Consider the following 16,841-nt stretch of genomic DNA (forward strand, 5'->3'; position numbering starts at 1 on the left):
ATTCCGCCCCGTCCTTATCATCCGAAGGCCACACCGCCAGCCCTCATACTCCGCCCCGCATCTTATCGACGGCAGCAGGACGGGGACCGACAGCATGGCGAACAGCACCTATACCGGCAGGGGCGAGACGGTCGTCGTCATCGACAGCGGCTGGTCGCCGACCTGGGAGACCGCCTCGCGCGTGGTCTATCAGCACGACTACGCCGACAACGACGCCGACGCGCGCAACCCCAACGCCGACACCCACGGCGCCCTGGTGACCTCCACCATCCTGTCGCAGGCACCGGACCTCGGCATCATCGCGCTGAAGGTGATGCCGGACGCCTCCACCACCGCGTCGGGGTCGGCGATCGAGCAGGCGCTGCAATGGGTCGTGGCCCATGCGTCGGACTACAACATCGTCGGCGTCAACCTGTCGCTGGCCGGCGGCTCCGCCACGTCGGAGATCACCACCATCCTGTCGGACGAGCTGGCCGGCCTCGCCGCCAGGCGGGTGCTGGTGTCGGCCGCCGCCGGCAATGCCGGACAGAACGGGACGGCGACCGACGTGTCCTATTTCGCCGCCGACCACAACACCATCTGCGTCAGCGCGTCGGGCGGCGACGGCACCATGCCGGGCTGGGCCCAGCGCAATCCGGGCATCACCGATCTCTGCGCCGACGGCACCGACATCCGGCTGACCGATCTGGCCGGGCGGACGCTGATGGGCAACGGCTCGTCCTTCGCCGCGCCGGCGGTGACCGCCGCCGTGGCGCTCGCCCAGCAGGAGGCGGTCGCGCTGCGCGGCAGCGCCCTGACCCAGGACGAGTTCCTGTCGCTGGCCCACCAGACCGGGACGCCGATCGCCGGCACCGGCTACACCGACCTCAACACCCAGGCGCTGCTGACCAAGATCGGCCAGCTCTACGGCACGACGACGACGCCCGGAACCGGCGCCCCCGCCACCACCAGCGCCGCCATCCTGGTCAACGCCAAGGGCACGGCGGCGGCCGGGGTGAATGCCCATTTCACCCTGCTGGTCGACGGTCATGCGGTCGGCGGCGCCACGGTGGGCACCGCAGCCAAGAACTACGCCTTCACCACCACCGTGTCGGCCGACAGCGCCCACAAGGTGCAGGTCCAGTACGACAATGACGGCTTCGCCGGCGGCCAGGACCGCAACCTGTTGGTCGACAGCATCAGCGTCAACGGCCACCGCTATGCCGCCACCGACGCCGCGGTGACCTACGACAAGGGCGCGCTCGACGGGCGCGACGTGGTCAAGGGCCAGAGCGGCATGTGGTGGAACGGCACGCTGGTGGTCGCCGCCGACAAGAGCCTGTTCGGTGCCCAAGCGCAGGTGGCCGAGCTTCAGGCCGGCGACCTGCTGGGCCACGCGGTGTCGGCCAACGCGGCGTCGCACGGGACGGTCGACAGCGCGGCGGCCTGGATGCCGGAAGCCCTGCCCACCTTCGAGGACGCCGCCCACGGCCTGCACGCCTGGTACGATGCGCATGACATGGCGCATGGAGTGGCGGCGTAATCTGAGGATCCTGAGGATCCCCTCTCCCCCCCGGGGAGAGGGTTAGGGTGAGGGGGGCGCGCTGCGTGGCTTTGCTCGACACGCAACGCCTATCATCATTCCATAAATCCACCCCACGCCTCCCCCTCACCCCGACCCTCTCCCCGGGGGGGAGAGGGAGAATCCCTGGAGAGGGCACATCTCACCGCTCGTGCATCGCTTCCTGGGCGCTGCGCGACAGCGGCGAGAGCAGGTAGTCGGCGATGCGGCGGCGGCCGGTCCTGATCTCGGCGGTCACCGTCATGCCCGGCTGCAGCCGCGCCCGTTTGCCGTCGACCTCCAGCGTGTCGCGGTCCAGCGCGATGCGGGCGGCATAGACCGATCCGGCCTCCGGCGCCTTGGCCCCATTCTTGTCCGTCCCCTTGTCGGCCTGCTGCTGTTGCACGGCGTCGCTGGACAGCGAGGCGACGCGGCCGGGGATCAGGCCGTATTTGGTGAAGGAGAAGGCCTCCACCTTCACCTCCGCCACCTGTCCGGTCTGGACGAAGCCGATGTCCTTGTTGGGGATGAAGGCCTCGACCTCCAGATGGCTGTCCTCCGGCACGATGACCATCAGCGGCTGGGCGGTGGTCACCACGCCGCCCACCGTGTGCACCGCCAGCTGCTGGACATAGCCGTCCACCGGCGCGGTCAGCCGCAGGAAATCGACCTGCTGTTCGGCCTTGGCCAGTTCCTGCTCCAGCGAGGCGGCCTTGCGCTCGGCCTCGGCGAGGTTGGTGTAGAGCTGGCGGCGGAACTCGGCCTCGGTCTGGCGGCGCTGCTCGGCGGTGGCGGCGATGGAGGCGTCGGCCTCCGTCAGCTTGATCTTCTGGACCAGAAGCTCCTGCTCCTGCCCGACCAGATCCTGCTGAAGCTGCAGATACTGGAAGCGGGACGAGGTGCCGCGCTTCGACAGGTCGTACAGGGCATCGGCCCGCTCGCGGATCAGCGGCAGGGTGGCGTTCAGCTTGGCGATGGTCTGCGCCACGGTGGCGCGGTCGGCCTCGCGCCGGGCCTGCTCGCGGTCCAGCGCCGCCAGCTTGGCGCGCTGCTCGGCGATCTGGCTGGCGAGGAGCTGGCTCTGCATCCGGGCAAGGGCCGGCGACAGGCCGGCGGGGGCGGCGAAGACGGCATCGGGGTTGCCGTTCACCACCTCCAGCGCCGCCCGCAGCCGCGCCGCCTCGGCCCGCGCGGCGGACAGGTCGGAACGGATGCGGTCGCGGTCGGCGGCGGCCTCGGTCGGGTCCAGCTCGATCAGGGTCTGGCCGGCCTTGACCAGCTGGCCGTCCTCCACGTCGATGGCGCGAACGACGCCGGTCTGCATCGGCTGGATGGTCTTGGTCCGGCCGCTCGGCACCACCCGGCCCTGCGCCACCGCCACCACGTCGACATGGCCGAACCATGCCCAGGCGCAGGCGGCGGTGAAGGCCAGCATGATGACGCCGGTGAAGATGCGCGCGGTGGGGGAGGGCGGCCGTTCCAGGATCTCCAGCGCGTCGGGCAGGAAGTCCATCTCGTCGCGGCGGCGCTTCTGGGGCCGGCCCTGAAGTTTGGTCGGTGGGCGCGGACCGCCGGGCGCGCCCGGCGCGTTGGCCGGCGGCCTGACGCCGGGAGTGGAGGCGGCGGGGACGGGAGTGTGATCGGCGGGGGTGGCCTTCACCGCGGCGGTCGTCTTGCTCATGGCGTTCATTCCCCGTTAGCCCGCGGCCCGCTGTTCGATCAGCCCGTCCGCAGGCGGGGCGCCGCTGCCCGGCAACTGCCCCATCTGGCCACGGAACAGCGTGGCGTAACGGCCGCCACGGCGCAGAAGCTCGTCCGGCGCGCCGTCCTCGACGATGCGGCCGCGCTCCACCGTGACGATGCGGTCGGCGATGGCGACGGTGGACAGCCGGTGGGCGATGATCAGCACGGTGCGGCCGGCGCAGATGCGGCGCATGTTGGCCTGGATGATCCGCTCGGACTCATGGTCGAGGGCCGAGGTCGCCTCGTCGAAGATCAGGATGCGCGGGTTGGTGACCAGCGCGCGGGCGATGGCGATGCGCTGCCGCTGCCCGCCCGACAGGCTGGCGCCGCGCTCGCCCACCACGGTGTCGTAGCCGTCGGGCAGCTCGACGACGAAGTCGTGGGCGCCGGCCAGCTTCGCCGCGGCGACGACGCGTGCCATGTCCATGGTCGGGTCGGTCAGCGCGATGTTCTCGCGGATGGATCCCGAGAACAGGACGTTGTCCTGCAGCACCACGCCGATCTGCCGGCGCAGCCACACCGCGTCGGCGGTGGACAGATCGGTGCCGTCGACCATCACCCGCCCGCGCTCCGGCACATGGAAGCGCTGGAGCAGCTTGGCCAGCGTGCTCTTGCCGGAGCCCGACGTGCCGACGATGCCGACCACCTGTCCCGCCGGGACATGCAGCGACACGTCGCTCAGCGTCTCCGGCCCGTCATGGCGGTAACGGAAGGTGACGTGGTCGAAGGTCAGGTCGCCCTTGATCGCCGGCATGGCGGCGCGGCCGGGGCTCTGCAGCGGTTCGGGCGCGGTGTTCAGGATGTCGCCGATGCGGTGCATCGACAGCCGCACCTGCTGGAAATCCTGCCAGAGCTGGGCGATGCGCAGCACCGGCTGGACGACGCGGCCTGCGAACATGTTGAAGGCGACCAGTTCGCCCACCGTCAGGCTGCCCTCGATCACCAGCTTGGCCCCCAGCCACAGCACCAGCATGGTCGAGATCTTGGAGACGAACTGCACCGACTGGCTGGCGATGTTGTTCAGGTTGCCGGCGCGGAAGCCGGCGCGGACATAGCCGGACAGCTGGTCCTCCCAGCGGCGCTGCATGCGCGGCTCGACCGCCATCGCCTTGACCGTCTCGATGCTCGACACCGTCTCGACCAGGAAGCTGTGGTTCTCGGCGCCGCGGGCGAACTTCTCGTCCAGCCGGCGGCGCAGGATCGGCGTCGCCAGCAGGCTGATGACGATGTAGACGGGGAAGGAGGCCGCGACGATCGCCGTCAGCATCGGGCTGTACAGCAGCATCACGCCCAGGAAGACCACGGTGAACAGCAGGTCCAGCACCAGCGTGATGGTGGAGCTGGTCATGAAGTTGCGGATCGTCTCCAGCTCGCGCACGCGGGCGACGCTGTCGCCGACCCGGCGCGCCGCGAAATAGCCCATGGGGAGCGACAGCAGCCGCTGGTACAGCTTGGCCCCCAGCTCCACGTCCAGCCGGTTGGCGGTGTGGGCGAAGGTGTAGGTGCGCAGGCCCCCCAGCACCGCCTCGAACAGGATGACCGCCAGCATGCCGGCCATCAGCACGTCCAGCGTGCCCAGACTGCGGTGCACCACCACCTTGTCGACCACCACCTGGAAGAACAGCGGCGTCACCAGCGCGAACAGCTGGATGAAGAAGGAGGCGAGCAGCACCTCGCCCAGGATGCCGCGGTATTTCCAGGCGACCGCGCCGAACCAGCGGGCGTCGAAGCGCGGCTGGCCCATGCCCATCGTGCCCTTGCGACCCAGGCAGAGCAGCCGGCCCGTCCAGAGCGGCTCGAACCCTTCGCGGTCGAGGATGCGGGTCTGGTTGGTCGCGGCGTCATGCACCAGCACGCGGTCGTTGCCGGCCTTGGCCAGCACCAGGAAGCCGCCGTCGGGACCGGGAACCAGCGCCGGCAGCGGCGTGCGCTCCAGCCGCTCCCACTTGGTCTTCACCACGCGGGCCTTGGCGCCCAGCCGGTGGGCTTGGCGGACCAGCCCGGTCAGGTCGGGGGATTCGCCGCCGCAGGCATGGCGCACGCTGTCGTAATCGGCCGGAATCCCCAGCATGCGCAGCGCCGACACCAGCCCGGCGATGCCGGGATCGAGACGGGGGCCGGGATTGGGGCCAGGGTTGGGACCGGCTTGGGTGCCAGGGGGAAGGGGGGAGGGGTCCCGCGCCGGATCGGCCGGCGACCCGTCTCGCATCTGTTCCATGAAGGCTTCCCGGTTCCGAAACTCTAAGGGGTGGCGCCGAACGGCTGCGGCCAACCGAAGGTGAGCATCGCGACCACCCGCGGCCACCCGAACGATGGGGTACCCCGCATCGTTGGTGTTCAAAACGGGGGTGGCCGAACGGCTTGGCGCGCTTTCTCCCCAACCGCTTTTCCTGGACCCGATGCGGCGCTTGGGAGTAGGCATGCAGCACAGCCGGACCACCGGGACCGCTGCCGTTTCCCCTTCGCCGGACACGACCCGCCTTGTCGCCGATCCCCCAGCTCCTGCGCCTTCTGCTCCTGCTGCTGACGCCCCTGTGGCTGTCGCTGGCGGTGGAGGGGCTGGGGCTGCAGGGATCGATGCCGTCGCTGCTGTCCAACTGGCGCCGTTCCGTGGAAGTCGACAGCACCCTGGCGCCGCCGAAGGGCTGGCGGGAACGGGCCTATCTGGCCGCCAACCCCGACGTCGCCGCCGCCGTCCGCAACGGACAGCTCTCCAGCGGCTATGCCCACTATGTCCGGCAGGGCCGCGCCGAGGGCCGCCGCGGCGGCTTCGCGGAACAGGTCGGGGAAACGGCCAAGCCGGCTCCCGCCCCCGAAAAGCCGTCACAAGTCCAGCCCGTCGAGATCCAGCCGGCAGCACAGCCAGCCGCGCCCCCAATCCCGGTGCCCCAAATCCCAGCCCCCCCGATCCCGGCGGCAAAGCCCGAGCCGCAGGACGGTGCCCCCGCCCTGCGGACGGAGCCGGCGGTGGAATTCCTGCGCCCCGGCGTCAAGCCGGCCCCCGATACACCCGCCCGCTCATCCGGCATCCAGACCGCGGCGGCCTCCGCGACGCCCCGCCATGTGGAGCGCATCCGCACCGCCAACGGCGGCGACGGGCTGCGCGTCGTGCTCGACCTCGACCAGGACCCGCGCTTCGAGACGCCGGTGCGCCGCCCCGACGGCCGGCTGGAGGTGATGCTTCCCGGCACGCTGTGGCAGGCCGCCCCCTCCGGACGCCTGCCGGCGACGACGCTCGGCTACCGGGCGGAGCGGAGCGACGCCGGCACCCGCCTGCTGTTCAGCGACGAGGATGGCGACGCCAAGGGGGATGCCGTCCGGCTGCTCGCCGTCTCCACCCTGGCCCCGGACAAGGACCGCGGTCACCGGCTGCTGATCGACGTGGCGCTGTCCTCCATGGCGAAGGCCGAGCGCAAGGGCCGCTGAGGCAAGGCCCCATGGAAGCCGCACCGATTTCCCCGACTGTCTTCATGGTTGTCTCGGGTTCCCGGATCGGTTAGCTGTCTGGCCGTTGTCAGTCGCACTGGCCGTAAGCGTTCAACGTCAATCAACGCACTCAACGATCCTCGCGGTCGGAGTGCGTTCTGATGTTCGGACGCCTGTCGACCGCGGACCAGTGTGGAGCAGACCCATGAGTCCCCAGCCGACACGCGCCCCGGCACGCGATCCATCGCAGGGCCGCCTGTTCATCCTGGCCGCCATCCTTTTCGTCTCCTACCTCTGCGTCGCCATCTCCCTTCCCGTCACGCCGCTGTTCGTGGCAGGAACCCTGGGGCTGGGCAATGTCTGGGCGGGGCTGGGCGTCGGCAGCGCCTTTCTCGCCACCATCCTCACCCGCAGCTTCGCCGGCAATTTCGTGGACGGCGGCGGGGCCAAGCCGGCGGTGGCGCGCGGACTGGCGCTCTACATCGCCGGCGGGCTGGTCTCGCTTGCCGCCGGGCTGCTGCCGCAGCTGCCCTGGACGGCCTTCGGCATCCTTGTGCTGGGGCGCCTGCTGATCGGGCTGGGCGAAAGCCTCGTCGGGGTCGGCGTGATCGCCTGGGGGATCGGCATCGTCGGCCCGCAGCGGTCGGGCAAGGTGCTGGCCCTGGTCGGCGCGGCGCTGTACGGCGCCTTCGCGGCGGGCGGCCCGCTGGGGCTTCTGCTGCTCGACGGCATCGGCTTCGCCGGCACCATGGCGGTCGGCGCCCTGCTGCCGGCGCTGGGATTGCTGGCGATCCGGCCGATGGCGGGGGTCGCGGCGCATCCGGGTGCGAAGCGCCCGCCCTTCCGTGCCGTGCTCGGCCGGATTTGGCTGCACGGCGCCGTCGTCAGCCTGCAGGGCATCGGCTTCGCCGCCATCGGCGCCTTCTTCTCGCTGCACTTCGTCCATGAATCCTGGCCCTTCGCCGGGCTCGGCCTGACCGCCTTCGGGGTCGGCTTCGTCCTGGTGCGCTTCGCCTTCGGCCATCTTCCCGACCGCATCGGCGGCCTGCCGGTGGCGATGGGATCGCTGGCGGTCGAGGCGGTCGGCCAGCTGCTGGTCTGGAGCGCCGGCGATCCCGCCCTGGCCCTGGCCGGCGCCTTCCTGACCGGGCTCGGCTGCTCCCTGGTCTTTCCCGCCATGGGCCGGGAGGTGGTGCATCTGGTGGAGCCGCATCTGCGGGCGACGGCGCTCGGCGCCTTCGCGGCCTTCCAGGATCTGGCCTATGGCCTGACCGGCCCGGTGGCCGGGCTGCTCGCCGACCGGGCCGGCTACGGCAGCGTCTTCCTGCTGGGCGGCACGGCCGCCGCTGCCGGCTTCCTGACCGCCCTGTCCATGCGTCGGCCCCGGATCGCGTCCGGAGACCGGCCGGTCCAATGAGAAAAGGGCGGCCCCAAGGCCGCCCCCTTTCCCATTCTCAAATCCAACCTCAGGCCGGCAACTCCGTCCGCTGCCGGGTGGACAGCCCGCCGTCGCCCGCCGCCAGCAGGCCGGACGCCATGGCGGACGACGAAGCGTCATGGAAGCCGCCGTCGATCCCCAGCGTCTCCGACCCGGTCATCCCCGCCGCCAGCATGGTGACGGCGATGGGCGTCATGGCGGCGAAGGCGGGCATCGGCTCCGCTGCCGTAGAGGTGCTGCGCTTGATGTAGGCCAGCTCGACCGCGGCGTCGCTGGTGCCGAACTCCGTGGCGATTTCCGGATGGCTCGCCAGATAGGCTGCCGGGTCGAAGGCGGTCAGCGACCGGCCCTCGTTGTAGCCGAACTGGACATAGTGGATTTCCGCCGCCTGGACGTCGGGACCGAAGGCCTGGATCAGGTCCGGGTTGCTGGCGATGTAGCGCAGCGCGTCGAAGCCCTGGACCGGCCTGCCTTCCGACCGGCCGAACTGGATGTAATGGGTGGCCGCGGCGTCGGGACTGAGGCCATAGGCGAGGGCGACGTCCCGGTTGGCGGCCAGATAGTTATAGCCGTCGAAGGTGACGCTGCGCCCCTCGGCGGAGCCATGCTCGATGAAGTGGCGGGTGCCGGCGTTGGCGTCGGTGCCGAAGGCGGCGATCAGGTCCGGGTAGGAGGCGATGTAGTCCAGCCCGTCGAAGTTGGGATGCCGACCCTCGCTATAGCCGAACTCGATGTAATGCCGGGCAGCGGCGTCGGTGTCGGTGCCGAAGGCGGCGATCAGGTCGGGGTAGGACGCGGTATAGGCCAGCGGGTCGAAGGTGATCGTCCGCCCCTCCGCCTGTCCGTATTGCTGGTAATGCTGGGTCGCGGCCTCGGTGTTGGTGCCGAAGGCGGCGATCAGATCGGGATAGGAGGCGATGTAGGCGAGCGCGTTGAAGCCGCCCGGCTGCCCGCCGGCGGCCGGTGTCGAGGCGGGATCCGCGGGCGGAACGGGAGTCGGATCCGGAGTGGGGACCGGTGTCGGATCGGGGAGGGGATCCGGGGTGGGGACCGGCGTCGGATCCGGAGTGGGATCCGGCTGCGTGACGGGCGGAGGGGGAGGGGGAGGCGAAACGGCGGCCTGAACGATGGTGACGCCGCCGCTGCCGGCCTGGAACTGGCTGGCCTCGAAGCTGCCGTTCAGGGTCACCGCCAGATCGCTGCCGACCCGCAGGGTGGTGGAGCCGGCGGCCGTCTCGACCTGCATGGCCGTCAGGTCGGCGCCCTCCATCACCAGCCGGTCGCCGATGCCGGCATCGGCGATGGTGATGGTCCCGGCGGTGCCGGCGGCGATGCGGATGATGTCGTCGCCGCCGTTGCCGGTGACGGTCGCCCCGGCCCCGACGGTCAGGTCGTCGGCCCCGGCGGTGCCGGTCAGGGCGACCCGGGCGAAGCCGGTGGCGCCGGACAGGTCGACGGAAGCGCCGGTCCCCGACGCCATCACCGCGAGCGCGTTGCCGTTGCCGGTCAGCGCCAGCCCGGCCAGCTGCGAGGCGGCGAGCGTCAGGGTGCTGCCGCTGCCGGTGACATCGATCGCCTCGATGCCCGACAGCGCCGTCGCCGACAGGTCGGCGCTGCCGGCGATGCGAAGCGTGTCGGACGCCGCGCCGCCGACGATGCTGTCGAAGCCGGCGGCCTGGGTGCCCGTCAGCGTGACGTCATGCCCCTTGCTGCCGGTCAGCTCCAGCCGCTCCACCCCGGTCAGCGTCATCCCCGTCAGGTCGATCGTGGGAGAGGCGACGTCGGTGTAGTATTCCAGGTCGTAGCCGTTGTAGCTGGTCAGGTTGTCCGACCGGATCTCCAGCGTGTCGGTGCCCTCGCCGCCGTCGAAGCTGACTGTGCCGGCGTCATACTGGCTGACCACGATGTAGCGGTCGTTGCCGGCGTCGCCGAAGATCTGGTCGGCCTGGGTCTGGGCATAGCTGCCCGAGCTGACGATGCCGGCCAGGATGGTGTCGTCGCCGTCGCCGCCATGGATGGTGTCGCGTTCCCAGTCGCCCTTCATCAGGTCGTTGCCGGCATCGCCATAAAGCAGGTCGGCGCCGCCACCGCCGGCCATCGTGTCGTTGCCGATGCCGCCGTGAAGCTCGTCATTGTCGGCGCGGCCGTACATCAGGTCGGTGCCGCCGCCGCCGAAGATGGTGTCGTTGCCGTCGCCGGCCTCCAGCGTGTCGTTGCCGGCCCCGCCATACTCGACGTCGTTGCCGCCATGGCCCCAGAACCACACCGCGCTGTCGCCGGCGGTCAGGCTGTCGTCATGCTCCGACCCGACCCAGCGCTGGATGTCGACGAAGCTGTCGCCGGCCGCCTCGCCGGTGTTGTTGGCGCCGTTGGTCAGGTCCAGCGTGATGCCGGTGGTGGCGTTCTCGTAGGTGACGATGGTGAAGCCGTTGCCGCCGACATAATGGTCGCCGCCCAGCCCGCCGTTCAGCGTGTCGCCCGCCGACTGGCCGCTGTTGCCGCCGCCGACCAGCGTGTCGTCGCCGTCCCCGCCGAGCAGGCTGTCGTTGCCGGTGCCGCCGACGATGCTGTCGTTGCCGGCCAAGCCGTTGATGGTGTTGCCGCCATCGTCGCCGATCAGCGTGTCGTCGCCGTCGGTCGCCGTGCCGCTGTAGGCCAGACGGTGGACCCAGGCGCCGGTGTCGGAGACGGGCAGGGACGCTGCGATCGGCCCGGTGGTCACGTCGAGGTCCCAGGAGGCGCCCAGCGACGGATGGCCGACCGGATGGCTGGCGGCGGCGACGCGGGCGCCGGTCGCCTGCGCGAGCGCCGCGGCGAAGCGGCCGCCGTCGGCGCCGACGTCGCAGGCATGGATCAGGATCTCGGTCCCCGGCGCCTGCGGCCAATCGCGCCCCTCTGCCTTGCGGCCGGACAGCGCCGCGACGTCGAGCCGGCCGGCACCCATCCGGACCGCACCCGGTTCGCCATGGGCCAGCAGATGGATGGCGGCGGGCCGGTCGGCGAGGGCGTCGCTCAGGGCGTCGGCGATTGCATCGGCCTGGGCCTCCCCGCCGGCCGTGACCCGGACGATCCGGATGTCGGACCGGCAACGGTCGAGCAGCAGGTCGAGATCGTCGAGGCTGGCGTCCGCAATCAGTACGTCGCGCAAGGATGGTCCTCCTTCATGGCCGCCGGCAGCAGCGGCAATACTCCCCCAGACCGAACGGCCTTCTCCCCCGAATGTGAGGAATGAACGCACATCAACAATTCGATAAGTCGGGGTATCGCCGGCAAGAACGGGTGACCACCTGCAGAAAATCGCAAGAAGGAGAGTGCGATTTCAGGCGGTGACTTCAGCAGATCTCCGCGCTCCGCCGTATTTGACCGAAATTGCCGCTTTGCGGGAAACCGCCATTTTGCGCACACGAAAAAGCGGTAGAAAGAAGCCGGGCTGCGGCAAGAGTCCAAGCGATGAAATCAGTATTTCAGATCATGACTTTATGACATTAAAATATACGCATAAGTTTGCTTATGGAAAAACAGCCGCGCTCCCGCTCCGGCCGCTCACTCCGCGGCGGGGTCCACCACCGCCTGCCCGCGGGAGATGTCGGCGACCAGCCGGATGAACGCGTCGGCCCGGTCGCGGGGAAGCGTGACGTGAAGCCGGACCCCGTCGGGGGTGAAGCCCGTCGTCTCCACCCGCGTGCCGGGAAAGCCGCCGAGGCTGGAGCGGATGCGCGCCTCGTCGGCAAAGGCGCAGGCGACCGCCAGGGTGGCGTAATCGACGATGGGCTCGCGCGCCGCCGCCTTCAGGCAGCTGGCCGCCGTGCCGCCATAGGCGCGCACCAGCCCGCCCGCCCCCAGCAGGATGCCGCCGAACCAGCGGCTGACCACCACCGCCACCCGGTCCAGCTCCTGTCCCTCGATGGCCTGCAGGATCGGCCGCCCGGCCGTCCCGCCCGGTTCGCCGTCGTCGCTGAAGCGATAGACGTCGCCGACCCGCAAGGCCCAGCAATTGTGGCCGGCGTCGGGCATGCTGCACTCGGCGATGAAGCGGCGCGCCTCCTCCTCGCTGCCGGCCGGGGCGGCCTGGGCCAGGAAGCGGCTCTTCTTGATCTCCTGCTCGAACCGTTCGGTCCCGACGAGGGTGAACATCGGCCGCCTACAGCACGAAGTCGAAGGCGGAGAAGCTGTAGTTGGCGATGTTGACCTGGACGCGGAAATCGGCCGCCCCGTCGCCGTTCACGTCGCCCTCAATCAGCGTCACCGTGCCGGAGGCCTGATAGCGCAGCTGGCCGGCGGCGCTGAAGCCGGCGGTGCCGATGAAGGTGAAGGCGTCGTTGTCGGTGGTGCCGGCGATGGCGTCGATCTCCGACACGTCGATGCGGTCGCCCTCGGCGCCGACGGTGGCATAGCTCGCCAGCCCCTGCAGCGCCTCCGCCGCCACGACGGCGCCGTTGAAGTTGAGGATGACGTCGGGGGCGGCCAGGGTGGATTCGGTCAGGTTGCGGATGGAGAAGGAATCCGCCCCGGCGCCGCCGTCCATCAGGTCGGCGCCATAGCCGCCGACCAGCGTGTCGCTGCCGTTGCCGCCCAGCAGCACATCCTCGTAGGTGGTCGTCGTGTCGGCGGCGTTGACGGAGATCTCGTGGTTGCGGTCGGAATAGACGTCGCCGAACAGCCAGTCGTCGCCGTTGCCGCCGCGCAGCACGTCGCTGCCCAGTCCGCCATAGAGCGTGTCGTTGTCGCCGCCGCCGTCCAGCCAGTCGTTGCCCGCCCCGGCGTCGAGCCAGTCGTTGCCGTCCTCGCCCAGCAGGGTGTCGTTGCCGACGACGTCGATGACGTCGCCGCGCATCAGGTCGTTGCCCATCCCGCCGAACATCAGGTCGTTGCCCGCCCCGCCCTCCAGTTGGTCGGCGCCGTCGCCGCCCAGCAGGACGTCGTTGCCGGCATTGCCGAACAGCGTGTCGTTGCCGGTCAGCCCGGCGATGGTGTCGTTGCCGGCGCCGCCGCCGATGGCGTCGCCCATGATCCCGCCGACCAGATAATCGTCGCCGGTGGAGGCCGAGGACGAGACGGTCAGCCCGGTCAGCGAGGGCTGCGAGAAGCTGAGCAGCGACCCCACCGGATAGACCCCGTCGGTGGCCTGCAGCATCTCGATCCCGGTCAGCGTGTCGGTGCCGTCGGGCCCGCTGACCAGCAGGTTGCCGTTGCCGTCGATGGACAGCGAATAGGAGGCGAGCGCCCCGGTCAGCACGAAGGTATCGATGCCGCCCAGCCCATCCACCGCGTCGGTGATCGGGTTGCCCAATGCATCGAAGGCGGCGCTGCCGCTCAGCGTGTCGTTGCCGGTCGTGCCGGTCACCACCACCGGCGCGCCCAATGGCGCCCCCTGCCTGGACAGCGCATCCGCCGCCCCGGTCGAGCGGGGAGTCGCCCGCAGCGGCCGGCCCTCGTTCCGCCCGAAGACGAGGTAATGGAGTTCGGCCGCCGTGGTGTCGCCGCCGGTCGCCGCCGCCACGTCGGCGTTGGCCGCCAGATAGGCCGCCGCGTCGAAGGTGATGCCGCGCCCCTCGCTCCGGCCGAAGTTCAGGTAATGGAGGGTCGCGGCCCGGCTGTCGGTGCCGAAGGCGGCGATCAGGTCGGGATAGGAGGCAAGGTAGCCCAGCGCGTCGAAGCCGGTCGTCCGCCCTTCGCGGGCGCCATGGACCAGATAATGCTGCCGGGCGGCCTCGGCATCGATGCCGACCGCAGCCCGCACATCCGGATTGACGGCCAGATAGCTCAACCCGTCGAAGCCGCCGAGGCTGCGCCCCTCGTTCCGGCCGTTCCAGGCGTAATGGGCCGCTGCCGCGATGGTGTTGTCGCCGAAGGCGATGGCGAGGTCGCGGTTGGCCGCAAGGTAGCTGCGCGCGTCGAAGGCGAAGGCAGAGGGCGCGGCGGTGCGGCCGTCGATGGTCAGCAGCTCGACATCGGTCAGCATATCCACGCTGCGGCTCGACACCACGGCATAGCGCCGGCCGCTGCCGTCGAGCGCCACCACCACCGGCGTCTCCGCCCGGTAGCTGCCGCCCTGCAGGGCATAGCGGCGCGGGTCGGCGGTGTAGATGGCCCTGTCGGTGCCGCCGCCGCCGTCGAAGCTGCGCCCGCCGGGGACGCCCAGATAGACGCTGTCGTTGCCGTCCGCCCCGACGAAGCCGTCGATCTGCTGGAAGGCGCGGGCGCCGAGCCGGTCGAGCGTCCCGCCGGTCAGCGGAACGTTCAGCCCTTCGATCCGGTAGCGCAGGGTGCCGGCCGGATCGCGGTCGGTCAGGCCGGTGAAGCGGACGCTCGCCGCCGCCCCGCTGCCGGCGGCGGCATAGTCGAGCGTGACGGCATGCGCCCGCCCGGCGACGGTGCGGGTGACGGTCTGGCTGCCCGTCCCGGCGGCGATGGAGGCGGCATCCGGCAGGGTGGTGAAGGCGTCGGCGACGAACCCGTTCGCCAGCCGGGACTCGTCCATATCGAGGGCGAAGCCCTGCCCCGCCACCAGCCGCGCCATGCACGCCCCCCTAGCCGTCCCCCTTGGCGCCGCAAGGCGGCGCCGCACGGCCGATCAGGCCGGATGAACCAGGTCAGATGACCTGGAGATAGGCCGGGTCGAGCGCGCCGTGGCGGAACGGGATCCAGTCCTTGTGGTCGGCGCGGTACTGCAGGCCGTAGGGGTTCTTGAAGAAGATCTTCTGCAGCGGCTGGCCGCCTTCGGCGCGGGTGCGCTCCAGGTCGATCAGCGGCGAGGAGGCGAACACCTTCTCCCACAGCTCGGTGTTGTCCACCTCGCGGCCGGCGTTCTTCACATAGTCGCGCGCGGTGTCGCTGAGCTGCCAAGCCTCTTCGACCATCGCGTAATAGTCCACAGTACCCTCGGCCATGGCCTTCGAACTCCAACCAGCGTTGCACAGAGTTTCCGCTCACATAGCGCATTTCCGGCGGCAAAGGAACCACCTGCGCGCCGCAGCGGTCGAGCGCGGCCGGCCCCTGCCGGCTACGCTCATGAGACGATGTTACGGACGGTCCGTGGCCGCTCCGTCGATGGCCCGCCCGTCCATTATGGGCGCCGGCAGCGCGGCGGCCGGCCGCGTCTTGCGCAGCGGGGCGGCCAGCTTCTCCCACGACCGGGTGCGCAGCAGCCGGCCGGCCACCCCCAGCCCGACCGCCAGCAGCCCGGTCAGGCTGATCGCCGCTCCCACCGGCCCTCCGACCAGCAGCCCGGCCAGCCCGGCCGCCCCGGCCAGCAGCGCGCGCAGGCCGATGGTCAGCGCCACCGCTCCGGTCCCCGGCGCCAGCCGCGGCAGCAGCACCAGCAGAAGCCCGCAATCGACCGCGGTGCGCAGGCTCCAGGCCACGGCGGCGCCGACCGCGCCATAGCGCTCGGCCAGCAGCCACAGCACGCCCAGATAGACCGGCAGCTCGGCCATCTGCAGCCTTGCGGTCACGTCGACGCGGCCGACGCTCTGGATCAGGGTGTTGGGCACATAGGCGGTGGCGTTGAAGAAGACGCCCAGCATCAGGATCGACAGCACCGACGCGCTGTTGGCGGCGAAGGCCGGCCCCAGCCACAGCTCCAGCGCCGTCTCGCCGCCGACGATGGTGGCGGCCTGCATCGCCAGGAACACCGCCAGCGTCAGATGGCCGCCGGCGTCCAGGATGCGGCCCAGCGCCGGCGGATCCCGCCGGAACAGGCTGGAGGCCAGTGGGAACAGCGCCAGCGACAGCGCGCCGGGGATCACCATCAGCCGCGACAGCAGCTCGAACGGGGTGGTGTAGAAGGCGACCATCGCCGCCGGAACGAGGCTGAGCAGGATGAAGCGGTCGGCATAGAGCATCGCCGGGCCGACCAGATTGTTCAGCATCATCCAGGCGCTCATGGTGAACAGCCCGCGCAAGCTCGGCCGGCCCCAGCGGCCGGGCCGCAGCAGGTCCGGCAGTTGCCGCACCGCCAGGATGCCGTAGCCGACCAGCCCGATGAAGCGCCCCACCGCGATGGCGGCGATCACCGGCACCAGGCTCTGGCTGAAGGGCAGCACGCAGAGCGGACTCAGGTAATTCAGCACCCCCACCGTCATCCGCACCAGGCTGATCGGGCGGAAGCGCTGGTGCGCCTCCAGCACGCCGCGCAGGCCGGCGGAGACCAGCGCAATCGGCACGATGGCCGCGGCCACCAGCAGGCTGTTGCGGATCTCCTCCGGCGAGGTGCCGGTCTCCAGCTGGAAGCGGTCGGCCAGCAGCCCGGCGCCCAGCGCCACCACCCCGCCGGTCAAAAGGCCGATGGCGCCCATCAGCGCGATGGCCGGCCCGGCGATGCCCGCAGTGTTCGCAGAGCTGTTCGCAGAGTTGTCGGCGGCGGCGTTCGCAGGGCCGTTGGCATGCTCCGCCCCATGCCCGATCCGGTCGGCGACGACCTGGACCAGCGACCGTCCCAGCCCGAGGTCCAGCACGCCCAGATAGCCGAGCAGCGCCCAGATCAGGGTCAGCGCGCCGAAGCGCTCCATCCCGACGGCGGAGATAAGCCACGGAATCGACAGCAGGGCCGCCGCCATGGGCAGCCCCTCGCCGAGCAGATTCCAGAGCGTGTTGCGAAGCAAAATCGAAGGTCCGTACGCGAAACACTGTGGGGCGGCGTTCGGGATGACCCGACCCCGGCCATGCGGCTCTTCAGCCGTTGGACCTAGGCCT

General features: G+C 70.7%; 10 protein-coding genes. 3 read left to right on the forward strand and 7 right to left on the reverse strand.

Annotated features, from left to right (window positions below; translation table 11 throughout):
- Positions 1-94 precede the first annotated feature (94 nt).
- Entirely contained in the window at positions 95-1,522 is a 1,428-nt protein-coding gene (locus tag PWS46_RS29135) for a carbohydrate-binding domain-containing protein (RefSeq protein ID WP_434625236.1), read from the forward strand.
- A 181-nt stretch (positions 1,523-1,703) separates the two neighbouring features.
- Here the strand turns inward: PWS46_RS29135 and PWS46_RS29140 are convergent, their stop codons facing one another.
- The gene (locus PWS46_RS29140; RefSeq protein ID WP_434625237.1) at positions 1,704-3,221 is read right to left on the reverse strand and encodes an HlyD family type I secretion periplasmic adaptor subunit; all 1,518 of its coding nucleotides are present in this window, start codon (positions 3,219-3,221) and stop codon (positions 1,704-1,706) included.
- A 15-nt stretch (positions 3,222-3,236) separates the two neighbouring features.
- Positions 3,237-5,354: a type I secretion system permease/ATPase gene (locus PWS46_RS29145; RefSeq protein ID WP_434625673.1), complete on the reverse strand. Its 2,118-nt coding sequence runs from the start codon at positions 5,352-5,354 to the stop codon at positions 3,237-3,239.
- Positions 5,355-5,764: 410 nt separating this feature from the next.
- Here PWS46_RS29145 and PWS46_RS29150 point away from each other — a divergent pair, with 410 nt between their 5' ends.
- Together PWS46_RS29150 and PWS46_RS29155 are read left to right on the forward strand one after the other, a co-directional pair.
- Positions 5,765-6,709 (forward strand): hypothetical protein, encoded by a 945-nt coding sequence (locus tag PWS46_RS29150; RefSeq protein ID WP_434625239.1) that lies wholly within the window; start codon positions 5,765-5,767, stop codon positions 6,707-6,709.
- Between the two features lie 205 nt (positions 6,710-6,914).
- On the forward strand, positions 6,915-8,126 hold the full coding sequence (locus PWS46_RS29155; protein WP_434625241.1) for an MFS transporter: 1,212 nt from the start codon (positions 6,915-6,917) through the stop codon (positions 8,124-8,126).
- A 49-nt stretch (positions 8,127-8,175) separates the two neighbouring features.
- Here PWS46_RS29155 and PWS46_RS29160 read toward each other — a convergent pair whose 3' ends face one another.
- From PWS46_RS29160 to PWS46_RS29180, 5 genes are all read right to left on the reverse strand, one after another.
- On the reverse strand, positions 8,176-11,295 hold the full coding sequence (locus PWS46_RS29160; protein ID WP_434625243.1) for a DUF4347 domain-containing protein: 3,120 nt from the start codon (positions 11,293-11,295) through the stop codon (positions 8,176-8,178).
- 395 nt (positions 11,296-11,690) lie between these two features.
- Positions 11,691-12,281 (reverse strand): IMPACT family protein, encoded by a 591-nt coding sequence (locus PWS46_RS29165; protein WP_434625244.1) that lies wholly within the window; start codon positions 12,279-12,281, stop codon positions 11,691-11,693.
- 7 nt (positions 12,282-12,288) lie between these two features.
- Positions 12,289-14,667 carry a calcium-binding protein gene (locus tag PWS46_RS29170; protein ID WP_434625246.1) on the reverse strand — a complete coding sequence of 793 codons (2,379 nt, stop codon included), beginning with the start codon at positions 14,665-14,667 and terminating at the stop codon, positions 12,289-12,291.
- A gap of 73 nt (positions 14,668-14,740) precedes the next feature.
- Complete coding sequence (locus tag PWS46_RS29175) at positions 14,741-15,037, reverse strand: hypothetical protein (protein WP_044553747.1); 297 nt, start codon at positions 15,035-15,037, stop codon at positions 14,741-14,743.
- A 132-nt stretch (positions 15,038-15,169) separates the two neighbouring features.
- Entirely contained in the window at positions 15,170-16,750 is a 1,581-nt protein-coding gene (locus PWS46_RS29180) for a flippase (RefSeq protein WP_434625248.1), read from the reverse strand.
- Positions 16,751-16,841 lie beyond the last annotated feature (91 nt).

It is taken from the genome of Azospirillum sp. B2RO_4 (assembly GCF_051124815.1).
Lineage (GTDB): Bacteria > Pseudomonadota > Alphaproteobacteria > Azospirillales > Azospirillaceae > Azospirillum.